At 65.5% G+C, this 17182-nt stretch carries 19 protein-coding genes; 7 read left to right on the top strand and 12 right to left on the bottom strand.

Translation table 11 applies throughout. From position 1 onward, the window contains the following. The first annotated feature begins 46 nt into the window (after positions 1-46). The 5 genes from KWG56_RS03850 to KWG56_RS03830 all read left to right on the top strand — a co-directional run bounded on the left by KWG56_RS03850 (position 47) and on the right by KWG56_RS03830 (position 3786). Complete coding sequence (locus KWG56_RS03850; RefSeq protein WP_201097968.1) at positions 47-697, top strand: alpha/beta hydrolase; 651 nt, start codon at positions 47-49, stop codon at positions 695-697. Between the two features lie 34 nt (positions 698-731). Beyond that, entirely contained in the window at positions 732-2006 is a 1275-nt protein-coding gene (locus KWG56_RS03845; RefSeq protein WP_219353793.1) for an NAD(P)/FAD-dependent oxidoreductase, read from the top strand. A gap of 173 nt (positions 2007-2179) precedes the next feature. Next, a complete protein-coding gene (locus KWG56_RS03840; RefSeq protein WP_219353792.1) occupies positions 2180-2917 on the top strand; it encodes a transporter in 738 nt (245 codons plus the stop codon). 73 nt (positions 2918-2990) lie between these two features. Next, positions 2991-3344, top strand: a complete 354-nt coding sequence (locus KWG56_RS03835; RefSeq protein WP_219353791.1) for a GNAT family N-acetyltransferase — start codon at positions 2991-2993, stop codon at positions 3342-3344. A 163-nt stretch (positions 3345-3507) separates the two neighbouring features. After that, positions 3508-3786, top strand: coding sequence for a hypothetical protein (locus KWG56_RS03830; protein WP_219353790.1), 279 nt, complete (start codon positions 3508-3510; stop codon positions 3784-3786). A gap of 3 nt (positions 3787-3789) precedes the next feature. Here KWG56_RS03830 and ahpF read toward each other — a convergent pair whose 3' ends face one another. The 5 genes from ahpF to KWG56_RS03805 form a co-directional block, all read right to left on the bottom strand. After that, positions 3790-5376, bottom strand: a complete 1587-nt coding sequence (ahpF, locus tag KWG56_RS03825; RefSeq protein WP_219353789.1) for an alkyl hydroperoxide reductase subunit F — start codon at positions 5374-5376, stop codon at positions 3790-3792. Between the two features lie 135 nt (positions 5377-5511). Continuing rightward, positions 5512-6075 (bottom strand): alkyl hydroperoxide reductase subunit C, encoded by a 564-nt coding sequence (gene ahpC, locus KWG56_RS03820; RefSeq protein ID WP_201097979.1) that lies wholly within the window; start codon positions 6073-6075, stop codon positions 5512-5514. Positions 6076-6180: 105 nt separating this feature from the next. Continuing rightward, complete coding sequence (locus KWG56_RS03815; RefSeq protein WP_219353788.1) at positions 6181-7383, bottom strand: exo-beta-N-acetylmuramidase NamZ family protein; 1203 nt, start codon at positions 7381-7383, stop codon at positions 6181-6183. After that, positions 7380-7943, bottom strand: coding sequence for a DOMON-like domain-containing protein (locus KWG56_RS03810; RefSeq protein WP_219353787.1), 564 nt, complete (start codon positions 7941-7943; stop codon positions 7380-7382). The genes KWG56_RS03815 and KWG56_RS03810 overlap by 4 nt, the downstream gene beginning before the upstream one ends. Positions 7944-8023: 80 nt before the next feature. Continuing rightward, complete coding sequence (locus tag KWG56_RS03805) at positions 8024-8317, bottom strand: hypothetical protein (RefSeq protein ID WP_219353786.1); 294 nt, start codon at positions 8315-8317, stop codon at positions 8024-8026. 63 nt (positions 8318-8380) lie between these two features. Here KWG56_RS03805 and tyrS point away from each other — a divergent pair, with 63 nt between their 5' ends. Together tyrS and KWG56_RS03795 are read left to right on the top strand one after the other, a co-directional pair. Next, positions 8381-9634 carry a tyrosine--tRNA ligase gene (gene tyrS, locus KWG56_RS03800; protein WP_219353785.1) on the top strand — a complete coding sequence of 418 codons (1254 nt, stop codon included), beginning with the start codon at positions 8381-8383 and terminating at the stop codon, positions 9632-9634. Positions 9635-9698: 64 nt separating this feature from the next. Continuing rightward, the gene (locus tag KWG56_RS03795) at positions 9699-10832 is read left to right on the top strand and encodes a pyridoxal phosphate-dependent aminotransferase (RefSeq protein ID WP_373274040.1); all 1134 of its coding nucleotides are present in this window, start codon (positions 9699-9701) and stop codon (positions 10830-10832) included. Between the two features lie 12 nt (positions 10833-10844). Here KWG56_RS03795 and gmk read toward each other — a convergent pair whose 3' ends face one another. The 7 genes from gmk to fabD form a co-directional block, all read right to left on the bottom strand. Continuing rightward, positions 10845-11486 (bottom strand): guanylate kinase, encoded by a 642-nt coding sequence (gene gmk, locus KWG56_RS03790; protein WP_201100745.1) that lies wholly within the window; start codon positions 11484-11486, stop codon positions 10845-10847. Beyond that, complete coding sequence (locus KWG56_RS03785) at positions 11476-12360, bottom strand: YicC/YloC family endoribonuclease (RefSeq protein ID WP_219353783.1); 885 nt, start codon at positions 12358-12360, stop codon at positions 11476-11478. The genes gmk and KWG56_RS03785 overlap by 11 nt, the downstream gene beginning before the upstream one ends. Continuing rightward, positions 12357-13514: an endolytic transglycosylase MltG gene (mltG, locus tag KWG56_RS03780; RefSeq protein WP_201100743.1), complete on the bottom strand. Its 1158-nt coding sequence runs from the start codon at positions 13512-13514 to the stop codon at positions 12357-12359. Before mltG ends, KWG56_RS03785 begins: the two co-directional genes overlap by 4 nt. A gap of 1 nt (position 13515) precedes the next feature. Next, entirely contained in the window at positions 13516-14787 is a 1272-nt protein-coding gene (fabF, locus tag KWG56_RS03775) for a beta-ketoacyl-ACP synthase II (RefSeq protein ID WP_219353782.1), read from the bottom strand. Positions 14788-14925: 138 nt separating this feature from the next. Beyond that, a complete protein-coding gene (locus KWG56_RS03770; protein ID WP_008264317.1) occupies positions 14926-15165 on the bottom strand; it encodes an acyl carrier protein in 240 nt (79 codons plus the stop codon). A gap of 171 nt (positions 15166-15336) precedes the next feature. Beyond that, positions 15337-16077, bottom strand: a complete 741-nt coding sequence (gene fabG, locus KWG56_RS03765; protein WP_219353781.1) for a 3-oxoacyl-[acyl-carrier-protein] reductase — start codon at positions 16075-16077, stop codon at positions 15337-15339. Positions 16078-16160: 83 nt separating this feature from the next. Next, positions 16161-17117, bottom strand: coding sequence for an ACP S-malonyltransferase (gene fabD, locus KWG56_RS03760; RefSeq protein WP_219353780.1), 957 nt, complete (start codon positions 17115-17117; stop codon positions 16161-16163). Positions 17118-17182: the final 65 nt, after the last annotated feature.

Here is a 17182-nt window from a genome sequence, read left to right as displayed (position 1 = left end):
TATTGCGCAGCCGCGAAATGACAGTTGAACGGATTCCAGAGCCAAAATGCCTGAAGTCATCCTGCCCGGCGCCTCCGGTCGCATCGAAGGCCGCTATTCCCCCGGCAAGCGCGCCAACGCGCCTATCGCCCTGATTCTGCACCCGCACCCCAAGGCGGGCGGCCATATGAACAACCCGGTCGCGGTGACGCTGCACCAGTTGTTCCTGCAACGCGGCTTTGCGACCCTGCGCTACAACTCGCGCGGCGTGGGCAAGTCGCAGGGCGAGTTCGACAGCGGCATCGGCGAACTGGCGGACGCCGCCACCGCCCTTGACTGGCTGCAGGCCAACAATCCGGCCGCCAGCCAAACCTGGGTCGCGGGCTATCAGTTCGGCGCCTATATCGGCATGCAGCTTCTGATGCGCCGCCCGGAGACGGACGGTTTCATCTCGGTTTCGCCGCCGTCGAACATGTACGACTTCAGCTTCCTGGCCCCCTGCCCGGCGTCCGGCCTGTTCCTGCACGGCACCGCCGACACCATCGTCCCCCCGGTCGAGGTCGAGCGCGTGGTCAACAAGCTGCGCACCCAGAAGGGCATCGTCATCGACTACGAACTGGAAGAAGGCGCGAGCCACTTCTGGCAGGACCACATGGGCGCCGTCGAACGTCGCGTCGGCGCCTATCTGGACAAGCGGCTGGAAGAAAACCCGGCCTGACCCCACATCCGGGTCATCCCTTCAGGAGGCCCGGATGCAACATGACATCGTCATTATCGGCGGCGGCGCTGGCGGGCTTGAGCTCGCCGCCCGCCTGGGCCGCAGGTTCGGCCCGCGCGAGGGACGCCGCCGCGTCCTTCTGATCGACCGTTCGATCTTCCATCTGTGGAAGCCCAGCCTGCACGAAGTCGCCGCAGGTTCGCTGGATTCGCACCAGGAAGGCCTGTCCTATCCGGTGCTGGCGCGCCGCAATCATTTCAGCTTTGCATTCGGCGAACTTACGGGCCTCGATCCTGCGGCAAAGAGCCTGACGCTGGGCGAAATCCGTGACGAGGACGGCGCTGTGCTGGTCGCGCCGCGCACCCTGACCTTCCAGACGCTGGTGCTGGCCATCGGCAGCGGCTCCAACCTGTTCAATACGCCGGGCGCCGCCGAGCACGCCCATCTGCTGGAAAACGTCGCGGACGCCGAGGCCTTCAACAAGCGCCTGACCTCGGCCTTCCTGTCCACCGCCTATTCGGACGAGCGGACCCTGAACATCGCCATCGTCGGCGCAGGCGCGACGGGGGTGGAGCTTTCCACGGAACTGATCGAGGGCCACGACGAACTGTCCGCCGGCCTGACGCCGGACCAGAGGTTCGATCTCGCCGTCACCATCATCGAGGCCGCGCCCCGCATTCTGGGCGGCCTGCCTGAACGCGTCTCGGCCAAGGCGGCCAAGGCGCTGGAGGCCAAGGGCGTGCGTCTTCTGACCGACGCCAAGGTCAACGCCGTCCACGCCGACCGTCTGGACACTTCAAAGGGCGAAGTCCCGGCCGACCTGATCGTATGGGCGGCGGGCGTGAAGGCGTCGGATCATAACCGTGACCTGGGCCTGACCATCGGCCGCCTGAACCAGTTCATCGTCGACGACCGCCTGCGCACATCCGCGCCTGACATCTATGCGATGGGTGACTGCGCCGAGGCGCCCGGCCCCGGCGGCAAGCCCGTCCCCGCCCGCGCTCAGGCGGCGGCGCAGCAGGCGGCCTATCTGGCCAAGGCCCTGGCCAATCCGTCGCGCGATCCCGGTCCCTATGTCTATCAGGATCGCGGCTCGCTGGTGTCCCTGGGCGGGGACAAGGGCGTCGGCTCATTGATGGGCGGACTGGGCGGTCCCAACTTCCTGATCGAGGGTCTGATCGCCAAATGGGCCTATATGGCGCTGCATCTGGACCACCACCGGGCGATCCTGGGCGTCAGCCGCACCGCCATTCTGGCTCTGTCGCGCCTGCTTCACCGTCGGGTTTCGGGACGCCTCAAGCTGCATTGATCGTCAGTGGCGCCCGAAGGCCGCCCTGATTTTTGAAATGGCGACGCTTGCAATATCAGGGTTCGACGTGATCACGCTGCGCGATGGCGACACACCTGCTCCTGGTTTCGATTCTGGCGGCGTCCGCGCTGAATCTGGCTAGTTCGCCTGCATCGGCTCAACAAGACGCCCCTTTGCGCGATTTCTGCGCCGACCGTCCCGGCAAGGGCACGCCGAGTTGCGTCCTCGATCAGGGTCGCTGGCAGGTCGAACTGGGCCTGTTCGACGGCGCGCGCCAGAGCGATGCGACGACCAGGACCGAAACCTGGGACGCCGGCGACCTGTTCATCCGCTATGGCCTGACCAACCTGACCGAGCTGCAACTGGGCGTCACGACATGGAACCGCGAGCGCACCACCGACCGAGCGACCGGCGCGCGCGATACGGCGGAAGGCATCGGCGACCTCAGCATCGGCCTGCGTCATTCGCTGAAGAACCCTGACGGCTCTGGCCTGTCGGTCGCCCTCTCCGGCTTCGTCACCGCCCCGACCGGGGCCCGCGCCATCCGCGCCGATGGCTTCGAGGGCGGAGTCCTCCTGCCCGTCTCCATCCCTCTGAACGACGACTGGAGCCTCAGCCTGACGCCAGAGTTCGACTGGGTCTCCAACAGTGACGGTGACGGCCGCCACGCCGCCTATACGATGGTCGCGGGCGTCGGGCGCGGCTTCGGCCAATGGAACCTGGGCGCAGAGGTCTGGTTCAGCCATGACGACGATCCCATCGACGCCGTCACCCAGTCCACCTTCGACCTGACCGCCGTCTGGACGCCCCCGTCCCTGCCCGACGCCCAGATCGACTTCGGCCTCAACTTCGGCCTGAACAACGACAGCCCGGATGTGGAGTTCGGCGTCGGGGTCGCCCGGCGCTTCTGAGACGTTGCGGACAGACGCTTCCCAAGCGCATCATCATCGGATGCGAGCGCCAGACGAAATCCATACGGAGCGGTTGCGGCTTCGTCCCATTGTTCGGTCTGACGCCGATGCGATTTTCCACACCTATGCGGGCAGTGCGCGGGCAACCCATTTCATGCCCTTCAAGACGCATCAGCACGTCGCGGACAGCCTGGCGTTCGCCGTGCGCTGTCAGGACTGCTGGCGATCCGGCGCCGCATTTCCGTGGGCCGTCATAGAGACGGCCTCAGGGCGGATGCTGGACAATGTGGAGCTGAAGCTGTCGCCGCCTCAGGCCAGCATCGGCTATATCTTCGGCGACGCCTTCTGGGGCCAGGGTTTCGCCTCAGAGGCGGCGTCTGCTGTCGTCGCATGGACCATCGCCCAGCCCGACATCTATCGCGTCTGAGCGACATGCCATCCGGAAAACACCGGTTCTGCGGCGGTCCTGCGCAAAACCGGGCTGCACCATGAGGCCACCCTGGCCAACTGGGAGGCGCGCCCTCAACTGGGCGAAGTCGCGGGCCCCAGCCATATGTATGCTCTCATCAAGCCGACGGCCTGACCGCGCGATGACCGAAACCACACCCAACCGGCCATGGGGCTGGCTGCGGCGCAAGATCACCGTCTTCAACTATCTGCTGCTGACCCTGCCGATGTTCGTGATCGCGCTAATTCTGGCCGCCGTCACCCACTCCGTCCTGCCCTACAACATCTGGGCCGTGCTGTGGGCGGCGCCGCTGTTGATCGTACTGACGCTGCGCTGGGTCTATTTCGTCGTCACCCTGGCCTGGGCCATCGGGGTCGAAATCTTTCGGACCGTGCGAAACCGTTTCGCACGGCCCGACTAGGCCTCAGGCCGCCTCGACAGCCTCGACGGCCGGTTCGGTGCGGATCATGTAGTCGAAGGCCGACAGCCCCGCCTTGGAGCCCTCGCCCATGGCGATGACGATCTGCTTGTAAGGGACAGTCGTCACGTCGCCCGCCGCGAAGACGCCCGGCTGGCTGGTTTCGCCGCGATGATCGACCTCGATCTCGCCGCGCGTGGTCAGGGCGACCGCGCCGTGCAGCCATTCCGTGTTCGGCACCAGGCCGATCTGCACGAAGACGCCTTCCAGGTCGACGTCATGCTGGGCGTCGGAGTTACGGTCCTTGTAGGACAGGCCCGTCACCTTCTCGCCGTCCCCGTGCACTTCGGTCGTCAGGGCCGAGGTGACGATCCGCACGTTCGGCAGGGTCGCCAGCTTGCGTTGCAGCACCGCATCAGCCCGCAGTTCGCTGTCGTACTCGATCAGGGTCACATGGGCGACGATGCCCGCCAGGTCGATGGCCGCCTCGACGCCGGAGTTGCCGCCGCCGATCACCGCAACCCGCTTGCCCTTGAACAGCGGCCCGTCGCAGTGCGGGCAATAGGCCACGCCCTTGTTCTTGTACTGGTCCTCGCCCGGCACGTTCATCTGGCGCCAGCGCGCGCCGGTCGACAGGATCACCGTGCGCGACTTCAGCGACGCGCCGTTCTCAAGCACCACCTCATGCAGGCCGCCCGGAACCTTGGACGGCACCAGCTTGGCCGCCTTCTGCAGGTTCATGATGTCCACCTCGTACTCGCGGACATGCTGTTCCAGATGAGCCGCCAGCTTCGGCCCTTCGGTATGGGGCACAGAGATGAAGTTCTCGATCGCCATGGTGTCCAGCACCTGGCCGCCGAAACGCTCGGCGGCGATGCCGGTGCGGATGCCCTTGCGCGCGGTGTAGATGGCCGCGGCGGCGCCAGCGGGTCCGCCGCCGATAATCAGAACGTCGAAGGGGTCCTTAGCCTTGATCTTCTCGGCCGCGCGCTTCTCAGCGCCGCTGTCGATCTTGGCGACGATCTGCTCCAGCTCCATCCGGCCCTGACCGAACAGTTCGCCGTTCAGGAAGACGGTCGGCACGGCCATGACCTTGCGCGCGTCCACCTCGTCCTTGAACAGGCCGCCTTCGATGGCGACGTGCTTGATGCGCGGGTTCAGCACGCTCATCAGGTTCAGCGCCTGCACCACGTCAGGGCAGTTCTGGCAGGACAGCGAGAAATAGGTCTCGAAGACATAGTCGCCTTCCAGGTCCTTGACCTGCTGGATCACATCCTGCGCGGCCTTGGACGGGTGGCCGCCGACATGCAGCAGGGCCAGCACCAGAGAGGTGAACTCGTGGCCCAGCGGTATGCCCGCGAACCGCACGCCGATGTCCGTGCCCTTGCGGCGGATCAGGAAGCTGGGCTGGCGCTCGTCGTCATAGTCGCGGCCCATCTCGACCTTGCCATGCGAGACCGAGACGATGTCCTCCAGCAGAGCCTTCAACTCCTGCGACTTCGGCCCGGTGCCCAGCGAGGCGACCAGTTCGACCGTGTGGACGATGTTCTTGAGATAGCCCTCGAGCTGAGTTTTCAGATTGGCGTCCAGCATGGCGGGCTCCTCGAAATCGGTTGGGAAGGATGCGACGCCTGCAAGCCGTCACGGCGAGGCAGTCGCGGGGTCGTACGGCCCAGATCACGGGCCGGTTGGGTCCGGCGCGAGGCCGGACCCAGATAGGCGTAGTGCTTAGATCTTGCCGACGAGGTCGAGCGACGGGGCCAGGGTGGCTTCGCCTTCTTCCCACTTGGCCGGGCAGACTTCGCCGGGGTGAGCGGCGACGTACTGAGCAGCCTTGACCTTACGCAGCAGTTCAGCGGCGTTACGGCCCACGCCTTCCGACGTGATCTCCATGAACTGGATCACGCCTTCCGGATCGACCAGGAAGGTCGCGCGGTCGGCCAGGCCGACGCCCGGACGCATGACGTCGAAGTTGTTGGTGATCGTGCCCGACTGGTCGCCGACCATGTAGTAGTTGATCTTGCCGATGGCGGGCGAGGTGTCGTGCCAGGCCTTGTGGCTGAAGTGGGTATCGGTCGAGACCGAGAAGACTTCCACGCCCAGGCCCTGCAGGGTCGAATAGGAGTCAGCCAGGTCTTCCAGCTCGGTCGGGCACACGAAGGTGAAGTCGGCCGGATAGAAGAAGAAAATGGCCCATTTGCCCTTTACGTCGGCGTCGGTGATGTCGACGAACTTGCCTTCCTTGTAAGCGGTCGCCGCGAAGGGTTTGATCGTCGTGTTGATGAGGGCCATGTGAAATCCATCGGCTGGGTGGTTAGGAGACTCGCTACCTACCGCACCGCATTAAATAAGCCCAATCACTTATTTTCGAATGATCAATAGATTTTACTTATAGTCCTAGTACAGCAGGTACGGCCTGCGCGTCTCTTTCCACGCCGCCTCATCCGGCCGCGCCGCAGCATCCAGATCGGCAGGCGTCGCCGTCGCTGAGTCCACCCATTCCCGCAGGCCTGGCCCGCCATTGATGACGTCGATGGGCAGCTTGCCGAACGCATACTCATACGGAAAATCCCGCCACAGGTCGTAGTCGGGATACAGCCGTCTGATCGCCTTGAAGCCCAGCGCCTGCACCCGCCACGGCTTGAACGCGGCATGGTCATAGGACGGCTGATCGACGTGGATCTGCACCCCGCTGCACAGTTTCCCGACGTGCTTATGGAAGGTCGGCTCGAACCACATGTCGCGCAGTATGCAGCCCTCCAGCCATTCGGGCGCAAGCGAGTGCATCTCCGCGATCACCGCCCGCGCGTCGATGTCCGGCGCCCCGAACAGCTCCAGAGGGCGCGTCGTGCCGCGCCCTTCCGACAGGGTCGCCCCCTCCAGCATCACCGTCCCGGCATAGGCTCGCGCCATCGACAGGTTCGGCGCATTGGGGCTGGGGTTGACCCACGACCGTTCGCCCAGCGGCCAGCCGAAGCCCGGCCCCTGCTCCGGCGTCCAGCCCTGCATTGCGATCACGCGATAGTCGACGTCCAGTTTGAAGTGATCGACGAACCACAGGCCCAGTTCGCCCATGGTCATGCCATGCCGCATCGGCATAGGCCCCGCGCCGACGAAGCTTTCGTATCCGGGCAGCAACGTCAGCCCCTCGACCGGACGCCCTGCCGGATTGGGCCGGTCCAGCACCCACACCGTCTTGCCGTGCTTCTCGGCCGCCTCCAGCACGTAAAGCAGGGTCGTGATGAAGGTGTAGATGCGACAGCCCAGGTCCTGCAGATCGATCAGGATGACGTCGAACGTCTCCATCCACTCGTCGCGGGGCTTGCGCACCTCGCCATACAGGCTGAACACAGGAATGTTGTGGACCGGATCGCGATAATCCGGGCTCTCCATCATATTGTCCTGCAGGTCGCCCTTCATGCCGTGCTGAGGCCCGAAGGCGGCGCTCAGCCTGATCTCGGGACAGGCGGCCAGGGCGTCGATGGCGTGGGTCAGGTCCTTTGTCACAGACGCCGGATGGGCCAGCAGCGCCACGCGCCGGCCCTTCAGCTCAGCGCGCAAGGCGTGATCGGACAGCAGGCGGTCGAGGCCGAAATTCATGCCGATGCTCCGGCTTCTGGCAGGGTCATGACAAACGACCGGCGATTGTGGAAATCCGGCTCAAGCGACGGATGCGTCAGCGCCCACCAGGCCACGTTCCCGTCCAGGTCCTCGACCACCACCGACAGCGAGACCAGCCAAGACGCATCGCCGGGCAGATGGGGCAGTTGGTGCATGTCCAGATCGGCGCTCAGCACGAACCGCCAGTCCTCGACCTCAGTCGAGATCAGCGGCGTTGCGACCTCAGCATCGGCCATCTCGTTGCGATAGCCGTTGAAGCGATAGGCCGCCCAGCGCGTCGAGGGCGCCAGATTGTATTCGTAATACCGCTCGCCCGTTTCGGCCCTCAGAAAGACCTCGCAGCAGGTCCGCCTCCACAGCTCGTCCGTGCGGATCGGCTCATCGTCCCGCGGCACGAACAGGCGCGCGATGTCGCCCTCCAGCAGATACCGCAGATGCAGACGCTTGGGATCTGTGCGGTTCAGTTCGACTGTGATCTTGCGGATCACGTTCGCCTGGGATGCGGCGTGCGGCGTCAGGGTGGCGGCGGCTGTGCTCATGCCGCCTGACTGCCACGCGGCCCGCCCCCTATCCAGCCCCGATGTGCGCCGACTGCGACATCATGACCGGGGCAAGAACCTCAGCTGACGCCGAAGGCGAACAGGGCCACGAACAGAATCACGATCACCAGCATCGCCAGCGGCGGGGCCAGAAGGATGATCCAACCCAGTCTGGCCCTCCCGCGTTTGGCCGCCATCAGGGCCACGACGCCCTGCAGCAGAACTGCTGCGACCGCCGGCATGAACACCTGCGCGAACCCGGGGTGAGGCGGCAAAAACCCAGCCGCCGACAGCCCGCCGAAGATCACCACCGCGACCACCGCCCACCCGATCAACAGGCGCAGGGCTGCGGGATTTCTGATTTGGCCGGCCATCTTCATTCGCTCCGCTCGTCGAGCGTGCTACACGACCGCTCCCTCTCCTACATGTAATCGACCATGACCGAGCCTGCCTTCAAGTCCGAATTCCTCCGCACCCTCCAGGCGCGCGGGTATATCCACCAGGTGACCCACCCCGTCGAACTCGACGAAGCGGCGGCGAACGGCGTGGTGGCGGGCTATATCGGCTTTGATGCGACGGCGCCGTCGCTGCACGTCGGCAGCCTGATCCAGATCATGATGCTGCGCCGTCTTCAGCAGGCGGGCGGCAAGCCGATCGTCCTGATGGGCGGCGGCACGACCAAGGTCGGCGACCCGACCGGCAAGGACGCCTCGCGCCCGCAACTGACCGAAGAAACGATCCAGTCGAACATCGACACGATCAAGACCGTCTTCTCCAAGTTCCTGACCTTCGGCGACGGCCCGACCGATGCCGTCATGGTCAACAACGACGACTGGCTGTCGGGATACGGTTACGTCCAGTTCCTGCGCGACTTTGGCACGCACTTCACCGTCAACCGGATGCTGAGCTTCGACTCGGTCAAGCTGCGCCTCGAGCGCGAGCAGCCGATGACCTTCCTCGAGTTCAACTACATGCTGATGCAGTCGGTGGACTTCCTGGAGCTGAACCGCAGCCTGAAGGTCACCCTGCAGATGGGCGGATCGGACCAGTGGGGCAACATCACCTCTGGGGTCGATCTGGTGCGCCGCGTGGACCAGAAGGCCGCCTTCGGCCTGACCACCCCGCTGCTGACCACCGCCTCGGGCGGCAAGATGGGCAAGACGGCGCAGGGGGCGATCTGGCTGAACCCCGAACAGCTCAGCCCCTACGACTACTGGCAGTTCTGGCGCAACGCCGAGGACGCCGACGTCGGCCGCTTCATGCGCCTGTTCACCGATCTGACGCTGGAGGAGATCGCGGTCTTCGAAGCGCTGGAAGGCGCCCAGATCAACGACGCCAAAAAGGCCCTGGCCGACGCGGCGACGACCATGCTGCACGGCGCAGAGGCCGCCGCCACCGCGCGCGCCGCCGCTGAAACCGCCTTCGAACAGGGCAAGCTGTCCGCCGACCTGCCGACCGTCGAACTGCCTGCGTCCGAAGTCTTCGGCGCCATGATCGCCGCGGTCGTCACCAAGGCCGGCCTGACCACCTCCAACGGCGAGGCCCGGCGTCTGGCCCAAGGCGGCGGCCTTCGCCTGAACGACGTCGCCATCGCTGACGGCGCCCAGCTTCTGACCGAAGCCGATGTCACGGACGGGGTCATCAAACTGGCTGCAGGCAAGAAGAAGATCGTTCTGGTCCGCCCTGTCTGAACCCTGTTTTCAAATCGCTCATCCTCGTTTCGGCGGGGATGAGCGGATGGGTGGAGCTCTCCACATGACTGTCGAACCTTTCCGCGCGATTTCCGTCAGCCGTCTGGCGCATCAGCTGAAATCCGAAGGCCGATCCATCATCCATATGGAGTTCGGCCAGCCGTCGACCGGCGCGCCCGCCGCCGCCATCGCCCGCGCGCATCAGGTGCTGGATCAGGACGCCATGGGCTATTGGGAAAGCCCCGACCTGTGCGCCCGCATCGCCCGTCTCTATGACGAGCGGTACGGCGTCGCATTGGCGCATGAGCAGATCGTTCTGACGAACGGCGCCTCGCCCGCGCTGGTTCTGGCCCTGAGCATGAGGTTCCAGCCCGGCGACCGCATCGCCCTGGCCCGTCCCGGCTATGTCGCCTATCGCAACACTCTGCGCGCCCTGCATCTGGAGCCGGTGGAGATCGCCTGCGGGCCGGAGACCCGGTTCCAGCTGACCGCCGCCCAACTGGAGGCGCTGGAGCCTGCGCCAGCGGGCGTGATCATCGCCAGCCCGGCCAACCCGACCGGCACCATCATTCCCAATGAAGAATTGGCCGCCATCGCCGCCGTCTGCCGCGCGCGCAACATCGCCATCATCTCCGACGAGATTTATCACGGCCTCAGCTACGTCGGTCCGACGCCGTCCATGCTGCAGTTTGCGCCCGATGCGATCATCATCAACAGCTTCTCCAAATACTGGAGCATGGCGGGCTGGCGGTTGGGCTGGCTGCTGGTTCCGGAGGCTGAAATCGACGCCGCCCGCGCCCGCATCGGCAATATGTTCCTGACCCCGCCGTCGCTGAGCCAGCACGCAGGTCTGGTCGCCATGGATCAGACAGACGAGTTGGAAGGTCATATCCAGACCTATGCCCGCAACCGCGCCCTGATGCTGGAGGCCCTGCCTGCGCTGGGCCTGAAGAAGATCGCTCCGCCGGACGGGGCCTTCTACATCTGGGCGGATATCGGCCACCTGACCAGTGACAGCATGGCCTTCTGCCAGGATCTGCTGCGCGACACCGGCGTCGCCACGGCGCCCGGCGTCGATTTCGACCCCGTCGAGGGTCATCGCTACATCCGCTTCAGCTTTGCGGTATCCACGCCGGAAGTCGAAGAGGCGTTGACGCGAATCACGCCGTGGTTCGCCGCGCGCGCCGTACGCCCCTGAACAGCCTGCCCCTCAGACGACTTCGCGCAGCAGGGCCGCCTGATAGTTTCCGACCCACAGGTTGCGGAAACGGCGCGAGCGTTCGGCGTGATAGATGTGCGCCAGCTCGGCGTACGAGCGGTCGAAGTCCTCATTGACGATGACGTAGTCGAACATGTCGCAATGTTCGATCTCGCCCTTGGCGTTAGCCACGCGGCGCTCGATAACGTCTTCGGCGTCCTGCGAACGAGTCACCAGACGGCGGCGCAGTTCTTCCAGGCTGGGCGGCAGGATGAAGACGCGCACCGCGTCCTCGGGACATTTTTCGGCGACGTCACGCGCGCCCTGCCAGTCGATGTCGAACAGGACGTCGCGCCCCTCAGCCAGCGCCCGGTCAACGGGGCCGCGCGGGCTGCCGTAGCGATTGCCATGCACGTCCGCCCATTCCAGGAAGGCGTCGGCGTCGATCAGGCGCTGGAATTCCTCATGGCTGACGAAGTTGTAGTCACGGCCATGCACTTCACCCGGACGAATGTCGCGGGTGGTCATGGAGACAGACAACTCCAGCCCGCCGTGGTCGGCCATCAGGCGACGGCACAGCGACGTCTTGCCTGCGCCCGAAGGGCTGGCGACGATCAGGAGGACACCCCGGCGGGGCGTGCGTTCATTCGACATTTTGGACTTGTTCTCGAAGCTGTTCGACGACGGCCTTCAGTTCCAGGCCGATTCCGGTGAGCGCGGTCGTAGCGGATTTCGAGCAGAGAGTGTTCGCCTCTCTCATGAATTCCTGCATCAAAAAGTCGAGTTTCCGGCCAGCGGGCGCTGAGGCCACAAGCTGACGCGCGGCGGCGATATGCGCGGTCAGCCGATCCAGTTCCTCGCGCACGTCCGCCTTGGTCGCAAGCGCGGCGGCTTCGAGGAAGATGCGGTCTTCCAGCCCCGGCGCATCGGGAGCCAGTTCGGTGATGCGGCGGGTGAAACGTTCGCGAATCGCGTCGACCTGGGCCGAGGCTTCGGTTTCTGCTGACGCCACCAGAGCTTCGATTCGGGCGATGAAATCGGCCAGCACCGGTTTCAGCAGCGCGCCCTCGCCTTCCCGCGATGTCTTCAGGGCGTCCAGCGCCTGTTCGACAGTTGCGGCCATCGCGACCTCCAACGCGGCGCGCGCCTCAGGGTCATCGACCTCTTCCGGCGCTTCGATCACGCCGCGCAGGGCCAGCAAGCCATCGGCGGACGGCGGCGTGGCGCCGTCTTCGGCCAGTTCATTGGCCAGCGTCAGATAACGCGCCAGAACGGCGGCGTTGATGGTGACGGCGGCTTCGCCCGCCTCGACCCGCTTAGCCTGCACGCCGATGCTGACCTGACCGCGCGCGAACCGCGCCTGCCCCGCCGCCTTGGCCAGCCGCTCCAGATTGTCGAACCCTCCCGGCCCACGGAAACGGACCTCCAGATTGCGGCCATTGACCGAGCGCGCCTCAATGGACCAGGTCCAGCCCTGGCCTGCGCCATCCGCCCGGCCGAAGCCGGTCATGCCTGAAAGTTTGCTCATCGTGGTCCCTGCGAAGCCCCGGCAGGCAGGGTGATGGTGGCTTGTCCGGTGATTGGGCCGGGCGATGCGGCCTCTGTCATGGGCGCAGCGCTGGTTCCGGGCGCGACCGGCGCCTCGGCTTCCGGCGGCAGGCCCGCCTTCTGGCGCTCGATCTGGCGCCACCGCGCGACATTGCGCAGATGCTCTTCATAGGTGGCGGCGAAGGCGTGACCGCCCGTGCCGTCGGCGACGAAGAACAGCGCCGTCTCCGCTGGCGGGTTCAGCACGGCCTTGATCGCCTCTTTGCCCGGATTGGCGATGGGCGTCGGTGGCAGGCCGTCGATCTGATAGGTGTTCCAGCGGGTCCGCTCCTGCAGCTCCGAACGCCGGATGCCGCGTCCCAGCGGACGGCCCTGGGTGATGCCGTAAACGATGGTCGGATCGCTCTCCAGCCGCATTCCCTGACGCAGACGATTGGTGAAGACCGCCGCGACGCGCGGGCGTTCCGCGGCCAGACCCGTCTCCTTTTCGACGATGGAGGCCAGGATCATGGCCTCTTCGGGCGTGCGGGCGATCGTGCCAGGCGAACGCTGCGCCCACAGGACGCGCATGTTCTCGTTGGTGGCGCGCTGCATCCGGCTGATGACGGACTGGCGGGTTTCGCCGCGCGTCACCTCATAGGTGTCGGGCCACAGGCTGCCTTCTTCAGGGGTTTCGTCCACCGCGCCGGTCAGGACAGGCTGTTTGTCCAGAATGTCCACGGCCTGCGCCGACGACCAGCCTTCCGGCAGGGTCACGAAATGGCGCACCACCCGCCCCTCAACCATCAGGCGCACCACGCCCGCCAGCGATGTGCCGGACGGGATTTCATATTCGCCGGCCCGCAGGCGGCGGTCCGCGCCCGTCAGAGTGATCGCCGCCTTGAAAAGGTCGGCGGAACGAATCACGCCCGCCGCCTTCATCTGGGCGGCGATGGCCGAAACGCCGGAACCGCTGGGCAGGGTGACGACGGTCAGGTCGCCCTGACGCGCCTTCGGCCCCGGCCCGTAATAGACGCCCCAGGTCACCACCAGGGCGGCGAGCAGGAACAGGCTGAATGTCGCCGAGGCCGTCAGCAGGGCGACGACAAGACCAGACCGCTTCTGCGGCTTTTCAACCCGTCCCCGCCCGAACATCTCAGTCGACTTTCTTGAAGATCACCGAGGCGTTGGTGCCTCCGAAGCCGAAGCTGTTGGACATCGCCACATCGATCTTCATCGGCTTGGCCTTGTTGGGAACCAGGTCGATGGCGGTCTCCATCTCGGGGTTGTCCAGGTTGATCGTCGGCGGCGCCACCTGATCGCGGATCGCCAGCACGCAGAAGGCCGCCTCGATAGCGCCCGCCGCCCCTAGCAGGTGCCCGGTCATCGACTTGGTGGAGCTGACCGACAGGTTCTGGGCGTGGTCGCCGACCAGACCTTCGATGGCCTTCAGTTCGATCCAGTCCGCCATGGTCGAGGTGCCGTGGGCGTTGACGTAGTCGAGGTCGGAAGGCTGCATCCCGGCCCGCTTCAGCGCCATCTTCATGGCCCGCGCGCCCCCCTCGCCGTCCTCGGACGGGGCGGTGATGTGATAGGCGTCGCCGCTCATGCCGTAGCCGACCACTTCGGCGTAGATTTTCGCGCCGCGCGCCTTGGCGTGTTCGTATTCCTCCAGCACCAGAATGCCGGCGCCCTCGCCCATGACGAAGCCGGCATGGTCCTTGTCATAGGGGCGCGAGGCCTTTTCGGGCGTGTCGTTATACGCGGTGCACAGCGCCTTGCAGGCCAGGAAGCCGGCGATGCCAATGGGCACGACCGAGCTTTCGGCGCCGCCCGCCACCATCACGTCCGCATCGTCCAGCGCGATCATCCGGGCCGCATCGCCGATGGCGTGGGCGCCGGTGGCGCAGGCGGTGACGACCGCGTGGTTCGGCCCCTTCAGGCCGTGACGGATCGAGATCTGACCGCCAGCCAGATTGATCAGGGCGCTGGGGATGAAGAAGGGACTGACGCGGCGCGGTCCCTGTTCCTTCAAGACGATGGCCGTATCGGCGATGGGGCCAAGGCCGCCGATGCCGGAGCCGACCATGACGCCGGTGCGTTCCTTGTCTTCTTCCGTCTCGGGCTTCCAGTTGGCGTCAGCCAACGCCTCATCCGCCGCTGCGATGGCGTACAGGATGAAGTCGTCGACGCGCTTGCGGTCCTTGGCGGACATGATCTTGTCGGGGTCGAAGTCGCCCTCGCCGCCTCCGCCGCGCCCGTCCACGCTGGGCACTTCGCCCGCGATGGTGCAGCCGTAGCCTTCTGTGTCGAAAGCGGTGATCGGACGAATGCCCGACTTGCCCTCGACGATGTTCTTCCAGCTCTTCTCGACGCCCCAGCCCAGGGGGGTCAGCAGACCGATGCCCGTAACAACAACGCGGCGCATGGTGCGTGCTCCTTCATCTCAATCCCGCATCCCCGGAATCACGCGGGGATTCGCCTAGATCAGAAACAGTAAGGGCCGCCGGGCATCTCCGCTAGGAGCGCCGGGCGGCCCTGTATCACTGTCAGTCAGTGACTGAAATCAGCCCGCCGACTTCTCGTCGATGAACTTGACGGCGTCGCCGACCGTCTGGATGTGCTCTGCAGCGTCATCCGGGATTTCGATGTCGAATTCTTCTTCGAAGGCCATCACCAGCTCGACGTTGTCGAGCGAGTCAGCGCCCAGGTCGTCGATGAAGCTGGCCTTTTCCGTGACCTTGTCCGGATCAGCGTCCAGGTGGTCGATGACGATCTTGCGAACGCGCTCGAGGGTGTCGGACATGAGTGTCTCTCTGCCTGTTGAAAGTCGCCGTAGAGGCGGTGGTAGCTTAAAAATCGCCGTCTCACGGCAGCGAAGGCGACGCAAGCCCGAAAGCTGTTATCGCCGTTGCATTCTCGCCCTTTAGCACAGGCTTCGGGGCTGGAAATAGTCTGTTGCGTTACGTGATCGTGATCAGATCATCGCCATGCCGCCGTTCACGTGCAGGGTCTGCCCCGTGACATAAGCCGCTTCGTCCGAGGACAGATAGACTGCAGCCGCAGCGATTTCGTCGCCGGAGCCCAGTCGGCCCGCCGGGATGCGACCCAGAATCGCATCACGCTGCTGCTCGTTCAGCACGTCGGTCATCGGCGACGCGATGAAGCCCGGCGCGATGCAATTAACCGTGATGCCGCGTGAACCGACTTCCTGCGCCAACGATTTGGAGAAGCCGATCATGCCGGCCTTGGACGCCGAATAGTTGGTCTGGCCGGGGTTGCCGGTCACACCGACCACCGAGGTCACGCCGATGATTCGACCCGAGCGACGCTTCATCATCCCCTTCACCGCGGCGCGGGTCAGGCGGAAATAGCTCTCAAGATTGATCTGGATGACCGACTGGAAGTCGTCGTCCTTCATCCGCATCAGCAGGCCGTCCTTGGTGATGCCGGCGTTGGCCACCAGGATGTCCAACGGCGAACCCGCCGCCGTCTCGGCTGCGTTGACCAGATTATCGACTGATTCCGGGTCCGACAGGTTGGCGGTGGCGAAATGGGCGCGCTCGCCCAGCTCCTTGGCCAGATCGGCCAGAACCGCCTCACGCGTGCCCGACAGCACCACAGTCGCGCCCTGGGCGTGCAGCGCCCGCGCCACAGCCCCGCCGATGCCGCCCGTCGCGCCGGTCACCAGCGCGGTCTTGCCTGCAAGATTGAACATTTACGTCTCTCCGAGAAGTGGCGAGTGATTAGTGTCGAGTGGCGAGGAAGTGCAAAGGGACGCGGCGATAGGCTCGCCACACGTCACTCGCCACTCGTCACTCCCTTGGCGAAGGCTTCCAGATCTTCCGGCGTGTTCAGCGCCACGCCTTCGGCATCCGGGGCGATCCGCTTGGCCATGCCGGTCAGCACCTTGCCCGACCCGATTTCGGCGAAGCGCGTCACGCCGCCCTCACCTGCCATCCACTCCATGCTCTCGCGCCAGCGCACGCGGCCGGTGACCTGTTCGACCAGAAGGCGGCGGATGACTTCCGGGTCGCTTTCCGGGCGCGCCAGAACATTGGCGACCACGGGCACGACCGGCGCCAGGATCGTCGCCGAAGCCAGGGCCTGCGCCATTTCGTCGGCGGCGGGCTGCATCAGCGGACAGTGGAAGGGCGCCGAGACGTTCAGCGGGATCGCCCGCGCGCCCAGCTCCTTGGCCTTCTCGATGGCGCGATCGACAGCCGCCTTCTCGCCCGAGATGACGATGTTGCCCGCGTTGTTGTCATTGGCGACCACGCACACGCCCAGTTCGGCGCCCGCCGCCGCTGCGGCCTCGGCCAGGGCCAGATCGGTCTTGGGGCCGATCAGGGAGGCCATTGCGCCCTGCCCGACCGGCACGGCGCGCTGCATGGCCTGGCCGCGCAGCTTCAACAGGCGTGCGGTATCCGACAGCGAGATCGCGCCTGCCGCCGCCAGGGCCGAATATTCGCCCAGCGAGTGACCGGCGACATAGGCGGCCGCCGCCACGTCGAAACCGAACTCGGCCTTCAGCGCACGGATCGCGGCGACCGACACGGCCATCAGGGCCGGTTGGGCGTTCTCGGTCAGGGTCAGCTGGTCTTCCGGCCCTTCGCGCATCAAGACGGACAGTTTCTGCCCCAGGGCTTCGTCCACCTCGGCGAAGACGTCGCGGGCGGATTGGAAGGCGTCAGCAAGGGCCGCGCCCATGCCAACGGCCTGGCTACCCTGTCCGGGGAAAAGAAGCGCAAGGGTCATCGACCGATCCCTGAATCATTGATCAAGGCGCGGAGCCGTAAGGCCTGACTTCCGCAAGGGCAAGC

This window comes from Brevundimonas nasdae (genome assembly GCF_019395145.1).
Classification (GTDB): domain Bacteria; phylum Pseudomonadota; class Alphaproteobacteria; order Caulobacterales; family Caulobacteraceae; genus Brevundimonas; species Brevundimonas nasdae.
The sequence above is the reverse complement of the archived record's forward strand: the minus strand, read 5'-3'. Positions and strand labels throughout refer to the sequence as shown.

Coding starts and splice junctions, on each gene's coding strand:
- KWG56_RS03850 (WP_201097968.1), top strand. CDS start 47: ATGCCTGAAGTCATCCTGCCCGGCGCCTCCGGTCGCATCGAAGGCCGC.
- KWG56_RS03845 (WP_219353793.1), top strand. CDS start 732: ATGCAACATGACATCGTCATTATCGGCGGCGGCGCTGGCGGGCTTGAG.
- KWG56_RS03830 (WP_219353790.1), top strand. CDS start 3,508: ATGACCGAAACCACACCCAACCGGCCATGGGGCTGGCTGCGGCGCAAG.
- ahpF (WP_219353789.1), bottom strand. CDS start 5,376: ATGCTGGACGCCAATCTGAAAACTCAGCTCGAGGGCTATCTCAAGAAC.
- ahpC (WP_201097979.1), bottom strand. CDS start 6,075: ATGGCCCTCATCAACACGACGATCAAACCCTTCGCGGCGACCGCTTAC.
- KWG56_RS03815 (WP_219353788.1), bottom strand. CDS start 7,383: ATGAATTTCGGCCTCGACCGCCTGCTGTCCGATCACGCCTTGCGCGCT.
- KWG56_RS03810 (WP_219353787.1), bottom strand. CDS start 7,943: ATGAGCACAGCCGCCGCCACCCTGACGCCGCACGCCGCATCCCAGGCG.
- KWG56_RS03805 (WP_219353786.1), bottom strand. CDS start 8,317: ATGGCCGGCCAAATCAGAAATCCCGCAGCCCTGCGCCTGTTGATCGGG.
- tyrS (WP_219353785.1), top strand. CDS start 8,381: ATGACCGAGCCTGCCTTCAAGTCCGAATTCCTCCGCACCCTCCAGGCG.
- KWG56_RS03795 (WP_373274040.1), top strand. CDS start 9,699: ATGACTGTCGAACCTTTCCGCGCGATTTCCGTCAGCCGTCTGGCGCAT.
- gmk (WP_201100745.1), bottom strand. CDS start 11,486: ATGTCGAATGAACGCACGCCCCGCCGGGGTGTCCTCCTGATCGTCGCC.
- KWG56_RS03785 (WP_219353783.1), bottom strand. CDS start 12,360: ATGAGCAAACTTTCAGGCATGACCGGCTTCGGCCGGGCGGATGGCGCA.
- mltG (WP_201100743.1), bottom strand. CDS start 13,514: ATGTTCGGGCGGGGACGGGTTGAAAAGCCGCAGAAGCGGTCTGGTCTT.
- fabF (WP_219353782.1), bottom strand. CDS start 14,787: ATGCGCCGCGTTGTTGTTACGGGCATCGGTCTGCTGACCCCCCTGGGC.
- KWG56_RS03770 (WP_008264317.1), bottom strand. CDS start 15,165: ATGTCCGACACCCTCGAGCGCGTTCGCAAGATCGTCATCGACCACCTG.
- fabG (WP_219353781.1), bottom strand. CDS start 16,077: ATGTTCAATCTTGCAGGCAAGACCGCGCTGGTGACCGGCGCGACGGGC.
- fabD (WP_219353780.1), bottom strand. CDS start 17,117: ATGACCCTTGCGCTTCTTTTCCCCGGACAGGGTAGCCAGGCCGTTGGC.